The following is an 18,334-nucleotide window of genomic DNA, read 5'->3' as shown; positions in this document are numbered from 1 at the left end:
GGCGGCTTGAGGTTAGAACTGGTAACTCGCGTTCAGGTAGTACGCTCTTTCTGGCGAACGATACCCAACTGCCGTTTCATACTGTTCATTGAATAGGTTTTCAACTCGGGTACGCACAACAAAAGCGTCACTGACCCAGTAACCCACCGAGACATCCCATAAATTAGTGGCTGGAATGTAATCCTCATCGGTCGCCTCTGTTTTTGGCAGATCCAGACGTTTACCCGTAAAGGTGTAAGTGGTGTTGACTTCAACGTCGCCAAATTGCGCTGAGGTGATCCACTTATAGTTTTGTTTCGCACGGCGAGCCAATTGAACACCGTTATCATCTTCATGATCTTTAAATTCAGCCACGAGCGTATGGTTAATTGGACCGGTATCGAAGTTAACATCCATCTCCAGCCCTTTAATACGGGCATCAACGTTGTCTGAATACCAACCGCTGCTGCCTTCGTACCAAATAATCAGGTTATCGACTTTGTTATCGTAAGCAGAAATATTCCAACGGGCGAATGAGTAATCACCTGACACACCGACTTCAATGTTGCGTGATTCTTCTGCTTCCAGATCTGGGGTGGTCGTCAGGTCGCTATAGCTCGGCGCTTTATAAGCCGTACCGTACGACGCTCGCACACGGTGATACTCACCAAGCTGATAGCCTGCGGCAACAGACCAGGTCGTATGTTCATCATACTTATCATGCTTGTCATGACGAACATTAGCTTCAAGTACCCAATCGCTGATGGTTAGCTTGCCTGAACCGAAGATGCCTTTCGTGTCACGGCTCTCTCCCGCCAACGAATGAGCAGAACCGTAGCTCAGTGCATCATCACCAAGAGATTCACGGCGCCCATCAACACCACCGCCCAACTCAACGTACTCATTCAATTGATAGATGTTGGCCCATTGAATCTGGGTCAGATCGATATTGGCACGGGTGCTGGCGTTATCCTTACCTTCACTCTGGCTGTAGTCCAGATTCTCTGTTTGTTGGTAGTTGAGGGTAACGAGGCTCTTTAGTTTCGCGCCTTCATAGTTCAGTTGACCCGTAAAACTCTGGTTATCAGAAAAACCATGGTACACACTGCCTGATGAGTTGTACTCCACATCACTGTCAAACCAGCTGGCCGACACATAACCCAGCCAGTTGTCATTAAAGCGATGCTCGTAACCACCCATCAGATTCTGGCTTTCATAACCGTAATCGACACCCGTCTGTGTGCTTTTGATATCGTAACCGTCGGTTTTCTCAAAACCAGCCGCCAGTTGCAGATGGCCTTGCTCATTCACATCCGCCTTAGCAACCACATCACCTTTACGGGTCTGGTTGCTACCAATGCCAGCTGTCACTTGCTTAAGATTATTGCCACGATGAGAGCGGGTAATAATGTTGATCACACCACCTACTGCATCGGAGCCATACATAGCCGCGCCGGGACCACGGATCACTTCTAAGCGTTCAACCAAACCTAGCGGAAAATGGTTAATCGCCACACCACCGGCTGCAGAGTCAATACGCACACCATCAACCAGCACCAGTACATGATCGCTGTTGGTACCGCGCATAAACACTGACGCGTTGTGACCACGGCCACCATTCTGGGCAATTTCGACACCCGGAACTCGGCGCAGCACTTCCGTGAGCGAGTTAGCTTGGTACTGTTCGATTTCCTGACGGCTAATCACCGTAGTTGCAGATAAAACAGAAGCTTGCTTTTGCTCAAAACGGTTCGCAGTCACCACAACGGTTTCGTCTGCGGATGTGTCCTGAGCGAATGAAAAAGAGGCGTAAGGAAGCAGCGACGCCACTGCCACCGCTAGAAGGGATTTATTCATTATATTGTCCTAAATCGCGTTAATCCGACTGAGCATGGCTTCTTGCCGCTTCTTCGCTCAGTTGCTGGCAGGTCTTCGGACTTGAGAGCACTGTCACCTACTAACTCGACTTCCCGCACATTGCAGTGTCACCTGAGTGTTCGTTCTCTCTTACCGCTGCGCGTCAGTTCTGGATTCTCACCAGATTCCCTTTTCAGTCATTTAGCCATCTAGGTAGCTAAATCACACCAGCTTGGCGCTGATAGTATTGAGCAATTAATGAATTGTCTAGCTCAGATTGGCATAAGCTATAGTTTTACAGACGCGATTTTCACCAATTCAGGGACAAAACTGGACAAGCGCGAGGGATTGAATAAAATCTGCGCTCTTTATTTGAATGCACCCAAAAGGTAAAACCATGGCGACTCTCGACGTAAACCCGAACCACTACCAAGCTCAGCTGGACGACAAGGTCACTCGCCTGACCGACATGTTCCAGGCCTATCAGGTACCGGAGCTGGAAGTGTTTGAGTCGCCGCAGCAACACTACCGTATGCGCGCTGAGTTCCGCGTGTGGCATGAAGGCGAAGACATGTACTACATCATGTTCAACCCGGAAACCCGCGAAAAGTACCGTGTCGATCAGTTCCCGGCGGCAAGCCGTTTGATCAATGATCTGATGCCTCTGCTGATGGATGCCATGAAAGGCGATGACACGCTGCGTCGTAAACTGTTCCAGGTCGATTTCCTTTCGTCGCTGAGCGGTGAAGTGCTGGTATCGCTGCTTTACCACCGCCAGTTGGATGACGCGTGGACCGCGGCTGCGAAGAAACTCAAACAGCGCCTGAATGATGAGGGCTTCAACCTCAACCTGATTGGCCGCGCACGCAAAATGAAAATCGTGCTGGATCGCGATTACGTGGTGGAAAAACTGCACGTGAACGGCCAGCCGTACATTTATCAGCAAGTTGAAAACAGCTTTACCCAGCCCAACGGTAAAGTGGCGGAAAAAATGCTGGAATGGGCCGTCGACTGCACCCAGGAAAGTAAAGGTGACTTGCTGGAGCTGTACTGTGGTAACGGCAACTTCTCTCTGGCTCTGGCACAAAACTTTGAGCGTGTACTGGCCACCGAACTGGCCAAGCCTTCTGTAGAATCAGCGCAATACAACATTGCCGCGAACCATATCGACAACGTACAGATCATCCGTATGTCAGCAGAAGAGTTTACTCAGGCAATGGAAGGCAAACGTGAGTTTAACCGCCTGAAAGATGCGGGCGTAGATCTGAAGAGCTACAACTGCAACACTATTTTTGTCGATCCACCGCGCTCAGGTATGGATATCGACACCTGTAAGATGGTGCAAGGTTACGAGCGTATTCTTTACATCTCGTGTAACCCGGAAACACTAAAAGAGAACTTGGATGTCTTGTGCGAAACCCACAATGTGACCCGTTTTGCACTGTTCGACCAATTCCCTTACACCCACCACATGGAAGCGGGTGTGCTTCTAGAGCGCATTAAGTAAAGTATTTGACGGGTTTCACATTCAATAAAAATCAATCTGGGTACGGCGTGGGGTACGGCAACATTAAAAACCGACTTCACGCCATAACATAAAGTTCTTTGTCATCTAGTTGTAAGTTTGATAAAGATTTTCAGCCTAAAACAAAAAAATTAGCTTTCCCCTTCATTGAAGGCAAAAACCAGTACGTTCGACCAATTGTGATATGAGGCAATACAGCTATCGCGAATAAAAAGACAGGATATATTTTAATTCTGGCCCGATTGCATAGCGTCTTCAAGCAGAGTGATGAATGAAGCACAGTCACCTAGATAGTTGGGGTATGCTTCTGATAGTTGCCCCATATTTTTCGTAGATATAAGAAGGGTGTTTAATCTCGCATGACTACGAGTCATTTTCTCAGCTGCGTTGTAAACCGAGATAGCTTGGGTATAATTCTCAAACTCTTCACTAAAAATCATTTCTAACGAAGTTTCGTCAATAACTAACAGAACATGTTCTATTGAGCCATCACGACAACCTTCAACTTTTTCAGATAAGATTTTAAAGCTTCTCAATCGACTCAATGCATTGATTTCACGATTCAATTCAATCAGTCTATTTGAAAACTGAGTCCTATTGTCATTGCTTAACTCTATTGCACCTTCGGCGTCAGCAATATACTGACTCATGATGGAAAGTAGCTCTTCCCACTGAACCTGCAACTTCTCTTTGTCTTCATCTGGGCTATGGGAATGCGTCTTAATCTTAGTACCTTCCAAAATATCGACGATTTCTACTGTTGTCGCCCAAAGATGCTGAAGACGAGTACGTAGCTGAGCTTCTATATTAAAACTTTTACCGCTGGCATGGTCATAACGATATATAACATGCAAACTTCGGTATCCGCAGTCATTAGGTTTAGGATTAGTGATGTAGTCATCAATGTCCTTAATCTTAATTCGACCTACTTTTTCTACGGTAACTTGCAGGCGCTCTTTTGCTTTCTCCAACGATTCAAGATCAGGGAAAATTGCCCGACAACCACCAATATCGTTCATATTGGTTACACAGGTCGCATTCGTAGTTTCACCATCAAGAGATTTACGCTGTAGCTTATCTACTATGGTTTCTAAACGCTTCAGTCGTGTCACTGGTTTAACATCTATCCCAAGCTCTCGACAACATCGACCAACAAGGTAGGCGATAGTATTCAGTGGTTTTTCATGGGCTGCGCGAAACTGCTGGATGGTCGCAGTCGCGGATTTAAGATCGCCTTCTTTCTTGCGTAGTCGTCGCCCTGCTTTCTTAACTCCGTTATTGGAGTATGAGAAATCTTCAGCGGCACTTTCATCAACCGTTCTTTCAAGAAAATCTTGGAAGCACAGCTCATAGTCGTCTTGGAAGTTTTTTGATGCCTGTTCGGCGGTGGGAGTGTCGTCAATTTGAAAACTGACGACACGTTTTTCTTTATCACTCACAGGCTAGCTGTTCGCCCTGATTGTTTGATCTGAGTGTAATGAGCTTGAATCAAATGGTCAGGGATCACTTTTTGATGTGTGCCATCCCATACTTGATGCCATGGACTACCCTCACGGTGAGTCAGATCTACAAGCTGCGGGCCGGTTAAATGCCCCAGTTGTGATACTACATCTTTGACAATAGATTCACTTTCATGATCTAACACCACATCACATTGTTCGGTGATCACGTTACTGCCATACGATTTAAAGCGAAAATAGACAGAAGGAACTACGGGACCAAATTTCCAAGCAAATACGTCATCCACAACAAGAGGACGCTGGAAGTGTGCCAATGATAAACCGTGGCAAACATAGGTAAGTTTTTGTAGCTGCAAATTGGAGAAGCATTTACCTTGCTCTTTCGCATGCTTAAGCAAGCTCCATGCAACGTCTACAGCACTGTATGTGTGATATGCTTTCATCTTCTTATTCCAATTTCGTCTAAATAGTTTACATAATCCAGTCGATGCAACGTAAAAAGTGTAAACCATTGCTGTATTTAAAGACAGTAATTTTATTCACAGTTAGATGCTCGTTCGCAAAATTTAGCAACATATTCATGTGAATAACCCACCTCCATAGATACTAACGCACTACAAACCATACACTACGCACCTGTTCACCAAGGCTACCCAATAAAATTAAATTAGCTTAGCTCTGGCTGACAATATTGTATTTTGAAGCAACTCTACCGTTTCAATCACATTTCTCCCACCAGCGACTAAACGGTGTAAATCCTCAAAATTCACTTTCACATACTTGTTTTTCCTAGGATTAAAAATTACACCATATCTCCAAGCTATCATCTCAGGATTAGACAATGAATACGTGAAGTTTAGAAGCCAGTAGAGAAGAGTTTGACGGTAATCACCCGCTGAAAAATTCTTGTTCGTGCATTTCACTTCCACCAAGCAATCATCAAAACAAAAGTCTCCTTGGCTAGAAGATATCCACTCCAATCCAGCAATAGATGGGGAAATAATGATCTCTTTTCCCTTTGACAGTTCGCCTAGCCCCAACACCAAATTACTTGCAACTAATTGAATTAATTCTCTGTCTTCATCAGTTAGCTGACTAGGAGTTTGAGCATCAAAAAAGCGTGACTGCCTTTTTAAGGCCACATCTAGATAATCATCCTCAATAAGTTCCTCTCCTCGGAGTAAAAACTCGGCTCTAGCACAAGCTATCTCATAAAGCATAGCCGGACTTAAACTCATCTTGCAGAGTTCGGCCTCTGAAACTGCCTCTATATTCTCAAGTTCCAACCATGTTTGGTTTAACCCCGCTACTATACCGGGAACCAAACCCGGGAATAGAATTTCGCAAATTCCAGGAATGTCTCTAGCCACTGTTCGGGGATCTGTAAATGGAAGCCTTAGGAATCGCATGATGCGGACCACCCCTTATAAAGTTCAGCGAATGAATTTGAAACTTCGCTCTCAAACCCTAAGGCCCAAGAGTGTTCAATTTTTTTCTTTACCCTGCCTCTAAAGTGATTCCCCTCTTCCCCAAATTTGTATGACGCCAGCCAGAACATTCGTTGCAATTCCTCATGGCTAGTATCGTATCTGTTACTCGCTGATAAGAACCGCGATCTGCTTTTCCAATGTCGCCAACAATCCACACTAGCTCGTTTAACTGTGACAAACTCTGAATTGTTAAATCGTTCCTGTACAAAAACAGCTCGTTTGGGCGTTTCTTTAAATCTAATAGCCCTCATGAAATGTAAGCAATTGGCTTCTGGCAGTAATAAATGTTCACAACTATCGATAACACGGTCCAAGCTAAAGTCTATTGTTGCATGTATAGAACCAAAATTTTCATCCGACCTTATTTTCGAAATCCCCCTCATTATTTTTGACCACGATGCTCTAAATGCATTCAAGTTTTTAGGTTTCAACAAGGTTTGACAAAGCTGCGCTGCTGCTTGAGGACTCTGAAATTCCAAAGTTCGGCTTATTTGAGCGACCAAGTATGAATCAGGCTGACTCTTAAACGTCTCTGCTTGTAAAAGGTTTACTACATCAATCTCATTTACTGCCTGTTTTAGCTCTTCATACTCTGCGTGAGGGTCATCAGTGTAAGGGTCAAAATACAAATCAATTTCTTTGAGCTTACCAGCTTGCTCATCATCAGAACTAAGTTGTGCCGTAACAAAATTCTTATAGTGCAGTGCACTTAAAAAAGTTGTCTTAGTGCGATTAAGAGACAACCCATAATCTGCAAGATATCTAGACAATGAGGATAGTGATTTGTAAGCATCCGATTGGCTGCTGGCGATCAAAGTATAATCATCAACATAACGGTGCCAGACTATGCCTGATGATGTAAGTAACTCATCAATTGCATGCATTAGCACTTCAGCCAGTACACGCGAACACTGCCCCCCAACAGGAAGTCCAAACGATCTTCCCGAGCTCATTTGATTAAGTATTCTGTCTAACTGAGTAGAAACCGTAGAGTGCTCTGAGAAAAGGTCACCTATTAGATTTTCCAAGCGATGATGGTAAATATGCTCATAGAAACCAGATACATCTGTTTGAACTACAACTGATTTATCATCTGTCAATAATTCTTCATCGAGCGTTGTTGACTTGTATGAGTACCAAGAATGCTCTTGCAAAAATAATCTACTCTCTTCATCTGAATGCCGATATGAATGCGCTCTGTCGTGTCTAAGAGGGGCTAGTTTTTCAGAAATGGCAATTGCAAGACCATTTATGTATACGTTCCAAAACGGGTGGATCTTAGTTGTAATCCGAAAGCCACTCGTCCCGCTTGGTACAAGTAGTCTCTCATGAAAAATGGAAAGAGAGTCAATTGTCTGCCTAGCACTCTTTTTTCCACCCTTCTCTAAGGTTTGAAAAAGATCGTAAGCAACCCGTGCAATATCTACATGGCAATCCGAAATAAACCTGTTATCAAGATCAAAAGGGAGGGTGTCATTATCGCCGTGAGCTCCAACCTCTCTAGCAGCCTTGGTAAAATGTTCTAAAGTCACTTCTTTTGACATTTCACTACCTATTCTGGTTATTGATAAAAAAAAAGAGTACGCACAAAGGCGTACTCAATAAGAAGTTATCTTTTTACTTTCGAGGTACGTTTGTTAGTAGCTTCGGCTTCATCATAAGCTTGTCCAACAAGCTCTAGCTGTTTATTAAAGAGATCATCGCTATCATTTACACCTCGTGAAAATTCAAAATTTGACGAAACCATTCGTGTTCCTATGCCAACTAAAACCTAGATGCAGTTTACATGATTTTATATTCACTCCGGTTGATATTGAGTCATTAGACATGAGAATAATCACACTTCCTCGTAAAACCGTACAGATGTCTTCAGTTCACATAGCTAAGTCCCCCTCAACCCAAAAATCTTCAGGCATATGTCATCAATGTGAAACCCCATCATTGATTCCGACAGGAGCCCGAAATGAATCCCAAAACACCCGATTACCAAAAGCAGCAACGCTATCAGGAAAATGAAATCCTAGAGCATGCCGCTGAGATACTGGCTACGCGCTACGTGCGTGGTGATGCCCTCACAAACCCTGATGCCACCAAAGAGTATGTGCGCTGTAAGCTAGGCAGCTATGAGCGTGAAGTGTTTGCCTTATTGCTACTAGATAACCAAAACCGACTGATTGAATTTAAAGAGCTGTTTCATGGAACAGTGGATGCGGCCAGTGTCTACCCGCGAGAAGTGGTGAAAGCAGTCTTGGAAGTCAATGCCGCAGCGGTGATATTCGCCCATAACCATCCATCTGGAGACTCAACGCCATCTCAAGCAGACAGACGCATAACCGAAAGACTCAAAGATGCTTTAGCGCTGGTGGATGTACGAGTTCTCGACCATATCGTGACAGGCGATACCTGCACCTCATTTGCTGAAAGGGGGTGGTTATGATTGAGCAACATTATGGTGAGCTTTCTATTGATGATGCGCTACATACGTCATTGGAAGCACTTCTGAATAGATACGACATCTTGGACAATGCGGAACGACTCGTGCTGAACTGCCGCCAAATGAGTTACTACCGACATCGACAAGGTTTACATCCCATTGAGGTGCAACTTAAACGTGAGTCAGCCTCTAGCCCTTGGCTGGTGGTGTTCTTTGCCAGCTTCTCTTATCCCGATGACAACAGTACAACCGTTGAGCCTGAGTTGTACTTTCACCTTGCTAATCGTTGGTGCTATCAACCCGATGTGGGGAGCACGGATTTATCCCACCCAGAGGTACAAGAACTGCTCTCAGTATGGATGAAAGCCTTTGCTCGCCACCTTTCTAGAAACGTCTTTGATAACGTGCAACTGACAATGGTCGGTACGTTCCACTAAATTCTCACTCTCTCATTTCTTATTTGAATCCTGAAACAAGGAGGACTCACTATGTCCAAATTAACCTTCACAGCATCATCACTACCTGTGTCCAAGAAACTGCATAAGCTGCTAAGTGAACAGTTCACCGCTCATTTGCTGAGTAATGAAGCACTGACCACCAGCCGTTATCTAGTGTTTAATTTTCGCGATAAAAGTTACAGCGCGGAGGAAGGAGGCTTCCATCCGGTTGAGATGGCGATTTGCCAAACTTCAACAGGGGAATGGAGCATTGAGTACATCACCGACTTTGCTTATATGGGTAACTACTATCCAGAGCTAGAGCGCAACTTGGATTTCGATTTTCGGGTTGGGCAGTTCTTTATGGCCTATCGTGGCTGGCTACCGATGCAAGGTAGCCGTGATGCCAAAGAGCTGTATCGGCTATGGGAGAATAACTTTCTTGCCTATGTCGATACGGACGCTTACAACGAGATAGCCGTCACCCCGCAATAACTCATGACTTCCCTTCTTCTACAAATCATCAAACTTGTCACCGCCCTCATTACGCTGTTTTCACTCTCCCCGTTTTTCGGCGCTATTGGAGCCCTATCCACTTTAGGGTTTCTGGTGGTGCTGTTGATTGGGTTATTGGTAGCGATTGCCGAGCTCAGTGATAAGCATAAGCCTCGTTAATGTTAATCGGCTCACGCTTTGGTGATGCCGATTGATGCTGTTTTCACCGTTGGACATTATGTGTCTGACCCACCTCTATTCTCCCGACATTAAATGTCCGACTCCGGTGTGGAGCTTTGATGTATTGAGAGCGTAGTCATGAGCAATAAAACCAGCATTGAAGGGTTATCCGCTTTGCTGCACACGCTGATGCTTATTCCTCAACATCGATGGATCACCGTTAGGGAGTTGCAGCAGCAGTTAGCCCTACTCGATATCCACCGCACCACGCGCAGCATTAAACGCTACCTCGATGACATCATTGTCGAAGTGTTTAACGTGGAGTGTGATTCGATGAGCATGCCCCATGTTTATCGCAAAACCTCAGAGCAATTACTGAAGCTCAACAAGCAGGAAATGCTCTATTGGCAACTGACCAACAAGTACTTACTGCCGCTTGTTCCTGATGCACTGAATTATGGGCAAGGGTCCTCCTCGGAGAGAGACAAACCCTTGCCACACAAGGGTTCAGCACATTCAAAAGAGCAAGAATGGTTAGCAAAAGTACATGTGGCATTGCCCACTATTCGCGAGTGGAGTGACGAGCAACGGCAAGTGTTGAATGCGGTACACACGGCATTACTGCACAACCGTATGCTCAAGATATCTAGCCAAGTATTGCAGCAAGAGAAGGCGCTCATTGAGCCACTGGGACTCTCGGTTCAGTGTGACGCGCTCTTGCTGCTCTTTCGATTAACCGGTCAACACACGATACGCACCCTAGCTTTGCCTTTGATTGATGAGGCCAGTGTATCGACGTTTTCTTTTACCTATCCGACTGATTTCAATCTTGAGCGGTTCATGCGTGAACACGATGGAATCAGTGCGTCCTGAATTTCACTCACCGATAAGGAGAGCACCGTTATGACATTAATCAACACCCTACTCCGATACGCCGCTATGAACGTGCTGTTTATCGGACTCACCGCTTGTGGAGACCAAAAAGAGGCTCAAGCAGCAACAGCAGATATTGAAGTGTCGATATCAGCTAACCCTCACTGGGGAACATTGGCCTTTGACCTACAAGCCATCACTGACAACACCGTAATTAGCAATGTGGTGGTTAACCGAGGCAACTGCCGATTACCCGCAGGCACGACCTCAGAGCTATCAAGAAACGTTTCATTAAACTTCGGCCAAACCTACACCGGATACAGCAACAACTGCACCGTCGACAACGTGAAAGAAATCGAAGTCACCTCCAGTGCAGGTACCTTTGTTTACACCTTCTAACTCTCTATCCCTCAATAACACACTAAAACAACTCGTAAGGATCAACTATGAACAAGTCATCTCTACTTATCACTACAGCGTTAGTTTTCTCTACCTCTTCAGCCTTTGCTGGTGGAACACTAGGCGGCAACCCATCCGCAGATTCGGGAGCCGTCAACGTCAGTGTGGGCAAATGCACTCAATACAAAATGGATGTGAAAGAGGCGCAACAGAAAGGTAAGGACGTAGCGACCATTACTGTTCCTGACGGCTGTGAAACAGTCAAAGAAAAGTAACGCCACCAGCAGCGGTAAAAATGACAATGGGGAGCAATTACGCTCCCCATTCTTTTTTTTGCTTCTATACACACAAGCTGCACAATCAATAAGTCAGCCTTCTAAACTCATTTTTGGACAAAAGCTTCTAAGCGAAAATGACTTAGTGGCATCCGTTCAGATAATAGAAAGTATCTTGAATCATTAAACACTTTGTATGTGTGGTGAAATTGGTTCATATGGTATTTCACTTTCTTCACCGAATGAAGACTCAGCCAGTTCAATTTCGCCAATTGATGTATAGACATCAAAAAGCTCGCTATACGCCTGACCACGACACTCAAATCTTGTTTAATTTATTTCAAAACTAAAATGGGCTGCCTTTGATATTTTCGTTCCCAAAGATTTTACCAAGGGCAGTAAGTGATTTATCAGAGAGGTGCTGCGTAAAGAGGAGCGTGAGGTTATGTTTCGCCCGAGAACAGCTGACATAAAACAAGTTTCTATTTCGTTCAAAAGTCTCGTATCTTCCTTTTGGGACACCGTCATCTATCCATTCAAGCATTTGATCCCAGTTGTAGTGATTCCAGCCACGACCGCAGACTACTAGTACATTATCAAACTGGGCACCTTTTACTCCATGCTTGGTTGAAAACGGGGTTTTATCATTTATGTACTCGGCCAAATTTATGACTTCAGAGTAAGACACAGCGCGAAGACGCCTAATTTTGTCGACGAAACTCAATTCATCTGGCTCCAATGAATTTTGGTCACGGGCAGATAGTGTCTGATAGCGGACTTCAGAATCTGCGACTTTTGCCGGTACTCTCGGCATACTAGTAATTATCAACAGGTCTAAAACATCACCGATTGTAGATGTGTCTCTAAGTCGCATTAACTTTTCTAAATTCTCAATCCAAGCAGTTTTGTCAGCTTGCGACGTTAAGTAGGAGCGGTTTTTCTTTTTAATCTGAAGCAATTCACCATACTTACGTTGTTGGAAAGCTAGCGCCGTTAACTCGACAGTATCAACAAAGAACTCAATGTATTTGTCATTTTTTTTCAGATAGTCTTCTGAATATTTGAAACAATCAGCCAAAGTCTTAAATTTCTGTTCGGTAGCTATCAAGTTATTCGTCAGAAACAATATTTTGGTTTTAGATAACGACATATCCCAACCATGTTCAACCATTAATGATTTGGTTTGCTGGATAAATCGTCTAGTTTCTTCCTCAGAAAGATCATCTTTCCAATGTGCACCAGTTTGACGTGCACCTTGCCAATCATTTGAATGGTAGACCTTTATACCTCCAACAGAGCTTGGGTCGGATTCGGCTTGAGGTAATTCCGGGCGCATGCGATTCAGGCATTCAACGATGTTTTTATCAGAACGGAAATTGGCTCGTTTGCCAATCTCGATGATTTTTCCTGCAGGGCTCTGGATCAACCCACAGGCTGACGAGCCGTAAATTTTTTGCCAGTGATCACCAAAAAGGCCAACCACAACTCCCGAATCATTATCAATCAGGTTTTGCACGATACTTTCGGCAAGTGCGCTATCAGTGTCTTGATATTCATCGATAAAGATAATTGGGAATTTACTTTTCAGTAATTTCTGGAATTTGGGAAAGGCCAACATGCGAGCCATTAACGCGACTACATCGTCATGATGCAGAGAAATTTCATGCTCTTTAATCGACGCATAACCTATATCGTACTTAACAGTTTGATGACTAATTCCCGCCGATTCTGCAATTCTCTCTTGCCACTTTTCTCCCAGCGTAGGAATAAGTTGTCTCAACTGCTCCTGGTAGTTTTGCAAAATACTCCAAATGAACGCATGAATCGTATCCGCAAAAATGACTGGATTATTATCGGTTCTTGCCTTGATCTCATCTTTCGCCACGTTTGTGTAAGTGATGCATGCAACCTGTTTTCCTGAGATGGCCAACTCATTCGCTCGTAAAGAAATTAGATACTTGAGCGACTCAATTAACGAATATGTTTTACCTGCTCCAGCCCCAGCTTCCAGTCTGAAACATTGTCCTTGGTCAATACAACCTCTCAAGCTTTCAAGTGTCTCTACCGACGCCTGTGCTGCGGGGTTCAATGCAGTCATGATTGCACTCCTTCAACAGCAACTGTTGGGTCTTCGTCTAACCATGCGCACCCTTCTTGGATATACTTGGGGACGAGCCAATCCGTATTACTTATACAATATTCAATAGCAAAATCAGCTTTGCTCTTTTTGCCGATATCTTTTGCCTTGTCATAAACAGCGTTCTCAAGTGCGGAACCAGTTAAGTTATTTAGCTGGAATAACTGGCTATTAACCAAGATAAATGCATCTTCAAAGCTGCGGCCACATAAACCACTAACATCTTCATCTACCTGAAAAGCAAGTCGCCGACATCCGAGAATTTTAGAATCTGAATCTTTAGCTCTAATAGTGGCTAAGTCAGAATACCCCTCCTCGCCAAACCATTTCGAAATTCCTACGTTACTCGATCTATCCCCCTGGCTCACCATTACAGCGGCATGATGTTGTTTTGAGTCAACTGCGTCTAAGTCAGTAATAAAGAGGGTTTTAAGCTCAAGAAAATCTATGAATTTGTAGAAGTGGTGTGCATAAGCGCCACCAATTTCGACGACTGACAGGTATTTCTGTCTTAAGTTAGTCCCTAAAGCTGCGTCAACTTTTTTAATCATTTGAGGCAACAATATCCTTTCAGTCGCCCCTTCAACGAGGATCGCTCGGTCTGCAAAATACAGGTCGCATTTTGTGAGCGTCAGGTATTTATGCAAAAACTCTTTGTCGCCCGCTGCTTCGGCACTTTGGAAAGCAACGCCCAGATCCTTAACTTTGGTCTCATTTCCATTTTTGGATAGAAAATAACGAACCTTGCTAAAATCAGCTTCGTTGGCAATATGCGAGGAATGAGTACTCACGATAAATTGTACAGGCCACACCTGTTGACCATTCAGCTCGCGCTGGAACTGTTCGACGATTTGTTCAAGTTGTCGAATAAATACTTCCTGCATTTGCGGATGAAGATGAGCTTCGGGTTCTTCTATGAAAATTACATGTCCTTTCGGTGGCGTTTGATGGCTTTGAAACTCACGGAAATATTCATAAATTCGGAAGAGGATAAATATTAGATTCCGCATTCCCAGCCCGTTATAGGTTTCAGGCAATGTAAAATGGTCATCTCGTTGATAGTAAACTCGGGTATGACTTTCCAGCAGTGATTTCACATTGAGTTCGGTTGCAGCGCTTAAATTGGGATCATTCAAGCCCGGATATCCAAAAATATTCAAGGTAGGCAATAACGCTTGAACTCTCTGTTGAAAATCAGTATCAACGATTTCCTGCAATTCTTCGACGACTGTATTGATCTCAGCTGATTGCGCCTTAAAAGCTTCAGGCGCTCCAACGCTGCTCGCACTTTTGAAAATATTACCTAACGATTTACCAAGCACATCACGTTCATTGTGCGTTTCGTCATCTAAACCGCGTTGCGCATTTATAAGCCCTGACAGCAGTAATTTTTTAAATGACGCAAACTCAAGCCTAGCGCTATTGCTCTGGTTTGTCGGCTCGACCGCGTAAACGGTAGCCTCGTAGTAATGCTCTATCCTCGCTCTAAGATCCGAGAAATATTGCTTTCTGTTGGCGCTATCGAGCCCACTAAAAAAATCGCTGATCTTGCCATCTTTTAATTGATAAGAAATCAGGATAATTGTTTCAAATAATTGGTCATCAAAATCGATAATAAAATCGCCAAGGACGCCATATTCATCTGCATTATCTTGATAATTAATGAGTAACTCTAGCTCGATTGTTGGAAGCATCGGCCTCACAACATCATCTTCAGCACCGCCTTGAAGAGCATTCAGTGCATCTTCGAAACCTGTCAGACAAGATTGATTGAAATCCTCATAACGCACCTTGGGACCGGCATGATTCAGAAAACTGCGAAAAGCCTCAGCAAATGAAGTTTTCCCAGTATTGTTACGCCCAACAATAATGGTTGTTTTTTCATCAATCGAAAATGACACATCTTTGAGCAGACGATAGTTTTTAATTCGTACGTTTTTTATTTTCACTTTTCATCCCTGACTCAAATTTTATCCGATATTAATAAGCACTTTGTAGCATTACTAAAATTGGGTCAATCGTCGCGTTTCAGAGTGAGCCTAAAGTCACGTTACTAAATCACTTAATGGAGCAAAAACAATTTAACAGTATCAATGAACAGCTTTTAGAGCCCCAACAAAATTGTCTAAGCTCAATGGCTTGTAGAAGAGATAGCCCTGTAAATACTGAACACCTTTAAGTCTTAAAGCCTCGGCTTGTTCTTTTGTCTCCACGCCTTCAGCCACCACATGGACTTTCAAACGGTTTGCTAGGTCCACCATATTATCAATCAGACTCGCACTGAGCTCATCACTCGGATATCTGTCCACAAAACGCTTATCGATTTTCAAACCACCAATGTTGAGCTCCAGTATGTTCTCAAGCGAAGAATACCCTGTGCCAAAATCATCGATAACGACAATAATGCCCATATCATGCAACTTACGTATGGTTGCAAGCGTTTCAGGGGTGTAAGAGACAATTTGTCTTTCGGTTAACTCCAACACGACCTTAATGAATTTTAACTTCGAACACTGTCGAAACTTAGCCACGGAGTTAAGTAATCCTTGCGCATGAGGCTTGGTCAGTTGAATGGGGCTAATGTTGAATGCAACATGAAACTCGGGCGATACCGCGTAATAGTGTTTAAGGAAAAACTCATAGGTTTTATCTATAAGCTGGATACTCATTGGCACTATCAGTCCGGATTTTTCAGCAATCGGGATAAAGTCATCTGGACGAATCAACGACGATTTGTAGTTCCAACGCATGAGTATTTCACAACCCGTTAGAACACCGTTTGAATCGGTCACCCCTTGGGCATAGGGCTCAAATTCCCCTTTTTTTAATCCCTTGCTTAATGCTTGTACTACCTCTCTTTTTGAATCATAGAAGAAATAGAACGCACTGATTGCAGAAGAAAAAAGTAACAAGATCAGTAGTGACCAAACATCTGACTTCAAGAAGTATAAAAACATCTTCTGATAGTCATACCTGGTGCTGATGGAATACGGAAAAGCTCCCGACTCAATGTACAAGGTATCAGGGTTTTCAGTGGCGACTAGCTGCCCCTTCTCATTAACCCAACCCGTATTGGTGTTGATATGAAAAGGGGTTTCCATTTCCAGAATTTTGACAACACCAAATAAGATGAACCCATGAAGTGACGCGGCGACAGCAAGGTCATCATTACCCGACTTGATAACAACGATAGTTTTCCCTGGCACAACGATGTTTGAAGTGATGACATTGAAATTGATAAACGTGGTAGACGGAAGGACGCCTCCAATGTTGGGTTCAAAAGTTGAGCACACAACCGTGCCCTGTTTAACCACATTGAGACTTTGAATGCTAGGAACCGCGATTATCGTATTGCCTAATGCATTAACGTCTGCGGAGCAATCCCCTGTGATGTGCCTGAGCACATTGTCGACCGCCTCTGTCGCTGCTTGAAATTGCCCATCGAGAACCTCCAGAGACAAGCTCAGTCTAGATCTGGTTTCTGACTTATAGTTTTGAACTGACTGAAAAAACAAAACGCCATAGGTGAGGAGTACCAAACCGATAAATAGATAGCAGCTATGGAAGAGTTTAAGCCTTCTAAATGGGCTTTTATTGTTCAACGTCACATAATACCCTTTGCCAACAACTTTACTCTGTTTTTCATAAAGTTGTTTTCCTTACCCTATATGAACTCATTATAGAAGATAATATATCGAACATCATACAGCCTGTAGCACGTATCATCCACCACCAACCCATTCCAAAGCCCCAAACTCGGACAATCAGTCAAATGGATCTATCGCTATACAATTGAGTACTCAGAGTCAATAATAACTGCATGAATATCTAAATGGTCAACTCAATGTCTACATTTAATTCAGATGAATCTCTACGTGGCATTACAAACTTTGTCGTTGCTGCCAATTCTTCTAGTTTCACTGAAGCCAGTGAAAAACTGGGGATCACGAAATCCGCCGTTGGGAAAAGTATCGCCAGGTTGGAGGAACGCTTGGGCACCAAACTTTTCCATCGCTCAACGAGGAAGCTTAGCCTGACAGGTGATGGTGAAGCTTATCTCAACAGTTGTACAACGGCGCTAGAGATCCTCGATTCAGCCGAAAACTCCCTAAGCCGACGCCAAGATAACCCTTCGGGGGTCATCCGTATTGATATGCCCGCTTTTTTTGGCCGCCACCTGATGATGCCCATTCTGACAAACTTCTCTCAACGATACCCTGAGATCCGATTTGAGATGTCGTTCAATGACCGTCTGGTTGATCCAGTAGAAGAAGGTTTAGATCTGGTTTTGAGATTCAGTGAGCTCAAAAGCACGAATGAATTGAAATCTCGCTGTCTAAGTGACCAACACCTGTATTTGTGTGCCACCCCTGAGTATCTTGAACAATATGGAACACCAACACACATTGATGATCTGGCAAACCATCACTGTATTATGGGCTATCGAAGTCGCGCACCATTGGCATGGAAACTTAAAAATGAGGAAGGAAAAACTATCCAATACATCTCGGATAAACCTCATCACATCGGTGATGGCGATGCCTTGTTAAAAGCATGCTTGGGTAATATGGGGATCGTTCAACTTCCCGAAAGTATGGTAAGAGAGCACATAGATTCAGGCAGTCTTACTTCTATCCTCCCCGAGAGTTCACCTGCCCCTGTTGCTCTACATATTCTGTGGCCGTGCAGTAAGCACTTAGTGCCGAGGGTTCGCTTGCTCGTTGATGAGTTAGTCCAAAAAGCCAGAGAGGGCTATTTCGGCTAAAGGTAGAATTCAACTCTACATTAAGTGT

General features: G+C 44.0%; 18 protein-coding genes and 1 riboswitch. Of the genes, 9 read left to right on the top strand and 9 right to left on the bottom strand.

Features of this window, described 5'->3' with window-relative positions; all coding sequences use genetic code 11:
• Positions 1–12 precede the first annotated feature (12 nt).
• Positions 13–1,836, bottom strand: a complete 1,824-nt coding sequence (locus DYA43_RS14910) for a TonB-dependent receptor domain-containing protein (RefSeq protein ID WP_061057119.1) — start codon at positions 1,834–1,836, stop codon at positions 13–15.
• A 48-nt stretch (positions 1,837–1,884) separates the two neighbouring features.
• Positions 1,885–2,083, bottom strand: a riboswitch (cobalamin riboswitch).
• 150 nt (positions 2,084–2,233) lie between these two features.
• Between DYA43_RS14910 and trmA the strand changes: the two genes are divergently transcribed.
• Positions 2,234–3,343, top strand: a complete 1,110-nt coding sequence (gene trmA, locus DYA43_RS14905; protein ID WP_061057248.1) for a tRNA (uridine(54)-C5)-methyltransferase TrmA — start codon at positions 2,234–2,236, stop codon at positions 3,341–3,343.
• 245 nt (positions 3,344–3,588) lie between these two features.
• On the opposite strand, the gene DYA43_RS14900 is transcribed toward trmA, so the two are convergent.
• From DYA43_RS14900 to DYA43_RS22965, 5 genes are all read right to left on the bottom strand, one after another.
• Positions 3,589–4,800: a RelA/SpoT domain-containing protein gene (locus tag DYA43_RS14900; protein ID WP_001280596.1), complete on the bottom strand. Its 1,212-nt coding sequence runs from the start codon at positions 4,798–4,800 to the stop codon at positions 3,589–3,591.
• Entirely contained in the window at positions 4,797–5,264 is a 468-nt protein-coding gene (locus tag DYA43_RS14895) for a Panacea domain-containing protein (RefSeq protein WP_000649312.1), read from the bottom strand. The genes DYA43_RS14900 and DYA43_RS14895 overlap by 4 nt, the downstream gene beginning before the upstream one ends.
• A gap of 219 nt (positions 5,265–5,483) precedes the next feature.
• Entirely contained in the window at positions 5,484–6,191 is a 708-nt protein-coding gene (locus DYA43_RS14890; protein WP_123946169.1) for a hypothetical protein, read from the bottom strand.
• 26 nt (positions 6,192–6,217) lie between these two features.
• The gene (locus tag DYA43_RS14885) at positions 6,218–7,855 is read right to left on the bottom strand and encodes an RNA-directed DNA polymerase (protein ID WP_061057117.1); all 1,638 of its coding nucleotides are present in this window, start codon (positions 7,853–7,855) and stop codon (positions 6,218–6,220) included.
• Between the two features lie 65 nt (positions 7,856–7,920).
• Positions 7,921–8,058 carry a hypothetical protein gene (locus DYA43_RS22965; RefSeq protein ID WP_155724448.1) on the bottom strand — a complete coding sequence of 46 codons (138 nt, stop codon included), beginning with the start codon at positions 8,056–8,058 and terminating at the stop codon, positions 7,921–7,923.
• 216 nt (positions 8,059–8,274) lie between these two features.
• Here DYA43_RS22965 and radC point away from each other — a divergent pair, with 216 nt between their 5' ends.
• The 7 genes from radC to DYA43_RS14850 all read left to right on the top strand — a co-directional run bounded on the left by radC (position 8,275) and on the right by DYA43_RS14850 (position 11,404).
• Complete coding sequence (gene radC, locus DYA43_RS14880; RefSeq protein ID WP_061057116.1) at positions 8,275–8,748, top strand: RadC family protein; 474 nt, start codon at positions 8,275–8,277, stop codon at positions 8,746–8,748.
• Positions 8,745–9,182, top strand: coding sequence for a DUF2787 domain-containing protein (locus DYA43_RS14875; RefSeq protein WP_061057115.1), 438 nt, complete (start codon positions 8,745–8,747; stop codon positions 9,180–9,182). Before radC ends, DYA43_RS14875 begins: the two co-directional genes overlap by 4 nt.
• A gap of 51 nt (positions 9,183–9,233) precedes the next feature.
• Positions 9,234–9,677 (top strand): DUF2787 domain-containing protein, encoded by a 444-nt coding sequence (locus tag DYA43_RS14870; protein WP_055467186.1) that lies wholly within the window; start codon positions 9,234–9,236, stop codon positions 9,675–9,677.
• A 3-nt stretch (positions 9,678–9,680) separates the two neighbouring features.
• Entirely contained in the window at positions 9,681–9,857 is a 177-nt protein-coding gene (locus tag DYA43_RS14865) for a hypothetical protein (RefSeq protein WP_001914530.1), read from the top strand.
• A gap of 138 nt (positions 9,858–9,995) precedes the next feature.
• On the top strand, positions 9,996–10,730 hold the full coding sequence (locus DYA43_RS14860; protein WP_061057114.1) for a WYL domain-containing protein: 735 nt from the start codon (positions 9,996–9,998) through the stop codon (positions 10,728–10,730).
• A 30-nt stretch (positions 10,731–10,760) separates the two neighbouring features.
• The gene (locus DYA43_RS14855) at positions 10,761–11,129 is read left to right on the top strand and encodes a hypothetical protein (RefSeq protein WP_061057113.1); all 369 of its coding nucleotides are present in this window, start codon (positions 10,761–10,763) and stop codon (positions 11,127–11,129) included.
• Positions 11,130–11,176: 47 nt separating this feature from the next.
• Positions 11,177–11,404, top strand: a complete 228-nt coding sequence (locus DYA43_RS14850) for a hypothetical protein (protein ID WP_061057112.1) — start codon at positions 11,177–11,179, stop codon at positions 11,402–11,404.
• Positions 11,405–11,750: 346 nt separating this feature from the next.
• Here DYA43_RS14850 and DYA43_RS14845 read toward each other — a convergent pair whose 3' ends face one another.
• The 3 genes from DYA43_RS14845 to DYA43_RS14835 form a co-directional block, all read right to left on the bottom strand.
• On the bottom strand, positions 11,751–13,502 hold the full coding sequence (locus tag DYA43_RS14845) for a UvrD-helicase domain-containing protein (protein ID WP_061057111.1): 1,752 nt from the start codon (positions 13,500–13,502) through the stop codon (positions 11,751–11,753).
• Positions 13,499–15,490, bottom strand: coding sequence for an ATP-dependent nuclease (locus DYA43_RS14840; protein ID WP_061057110.1), 1,992 nt, complete (start codon positions 15,488–15,490; stop codon positions 13,499–13,501). The genes DYA43_RS14845 and DYA43_RS14840 overlap by 4 nt, the downstream gene beginning before the upstream one ends.
• A 141-nt stretch (positions 15,491–15,631) precedes the next feature.
• Positions 15,632–17,149 carry an EAL domain-containing protein gene (locus tag DYA43_RS14835; protein WP_061057109.1) on the bottom strand — a complete coding sequence of 506 codons (1,518 nt, stop codon included), beginning with the start codon at positions 17,147–17,149 and terminating at the stop codon, positions 15,632–15,634.
• A 236-nt stretch (positions 17,150–17,385) separates the two neighbouring features.
• Between DYA43_RS14835 and DYA43_RS14830 the strand changes: the two genes are divergently transcribed.
• Entirely contained in the window at positions 17,386–18,306 is a 921-nt protein-coding gene (locus DYA43_RS14830; protein ID WP_061057247.1) for a LysR family transcriptional regulator, read from the top strand.
• Positions 18,307–18,334 lie beyond the last annotated feature (28 nt).

The sequence above is a fragment of the Vibrio fluvialis genome (genome assembly GCF_900460245.1).
GTDB classification, from domain to species: Bacteria; Pseudomonadota; Gammaproteobacteria; order Enterobacterales; family Vibrionaceae; genus Vibrio; species Vibrio fluvialis.
Note: the sequence above shows the minus strand (reverse complement) of the source record. Positions and strands in the feature narration are given on the sequence as shown.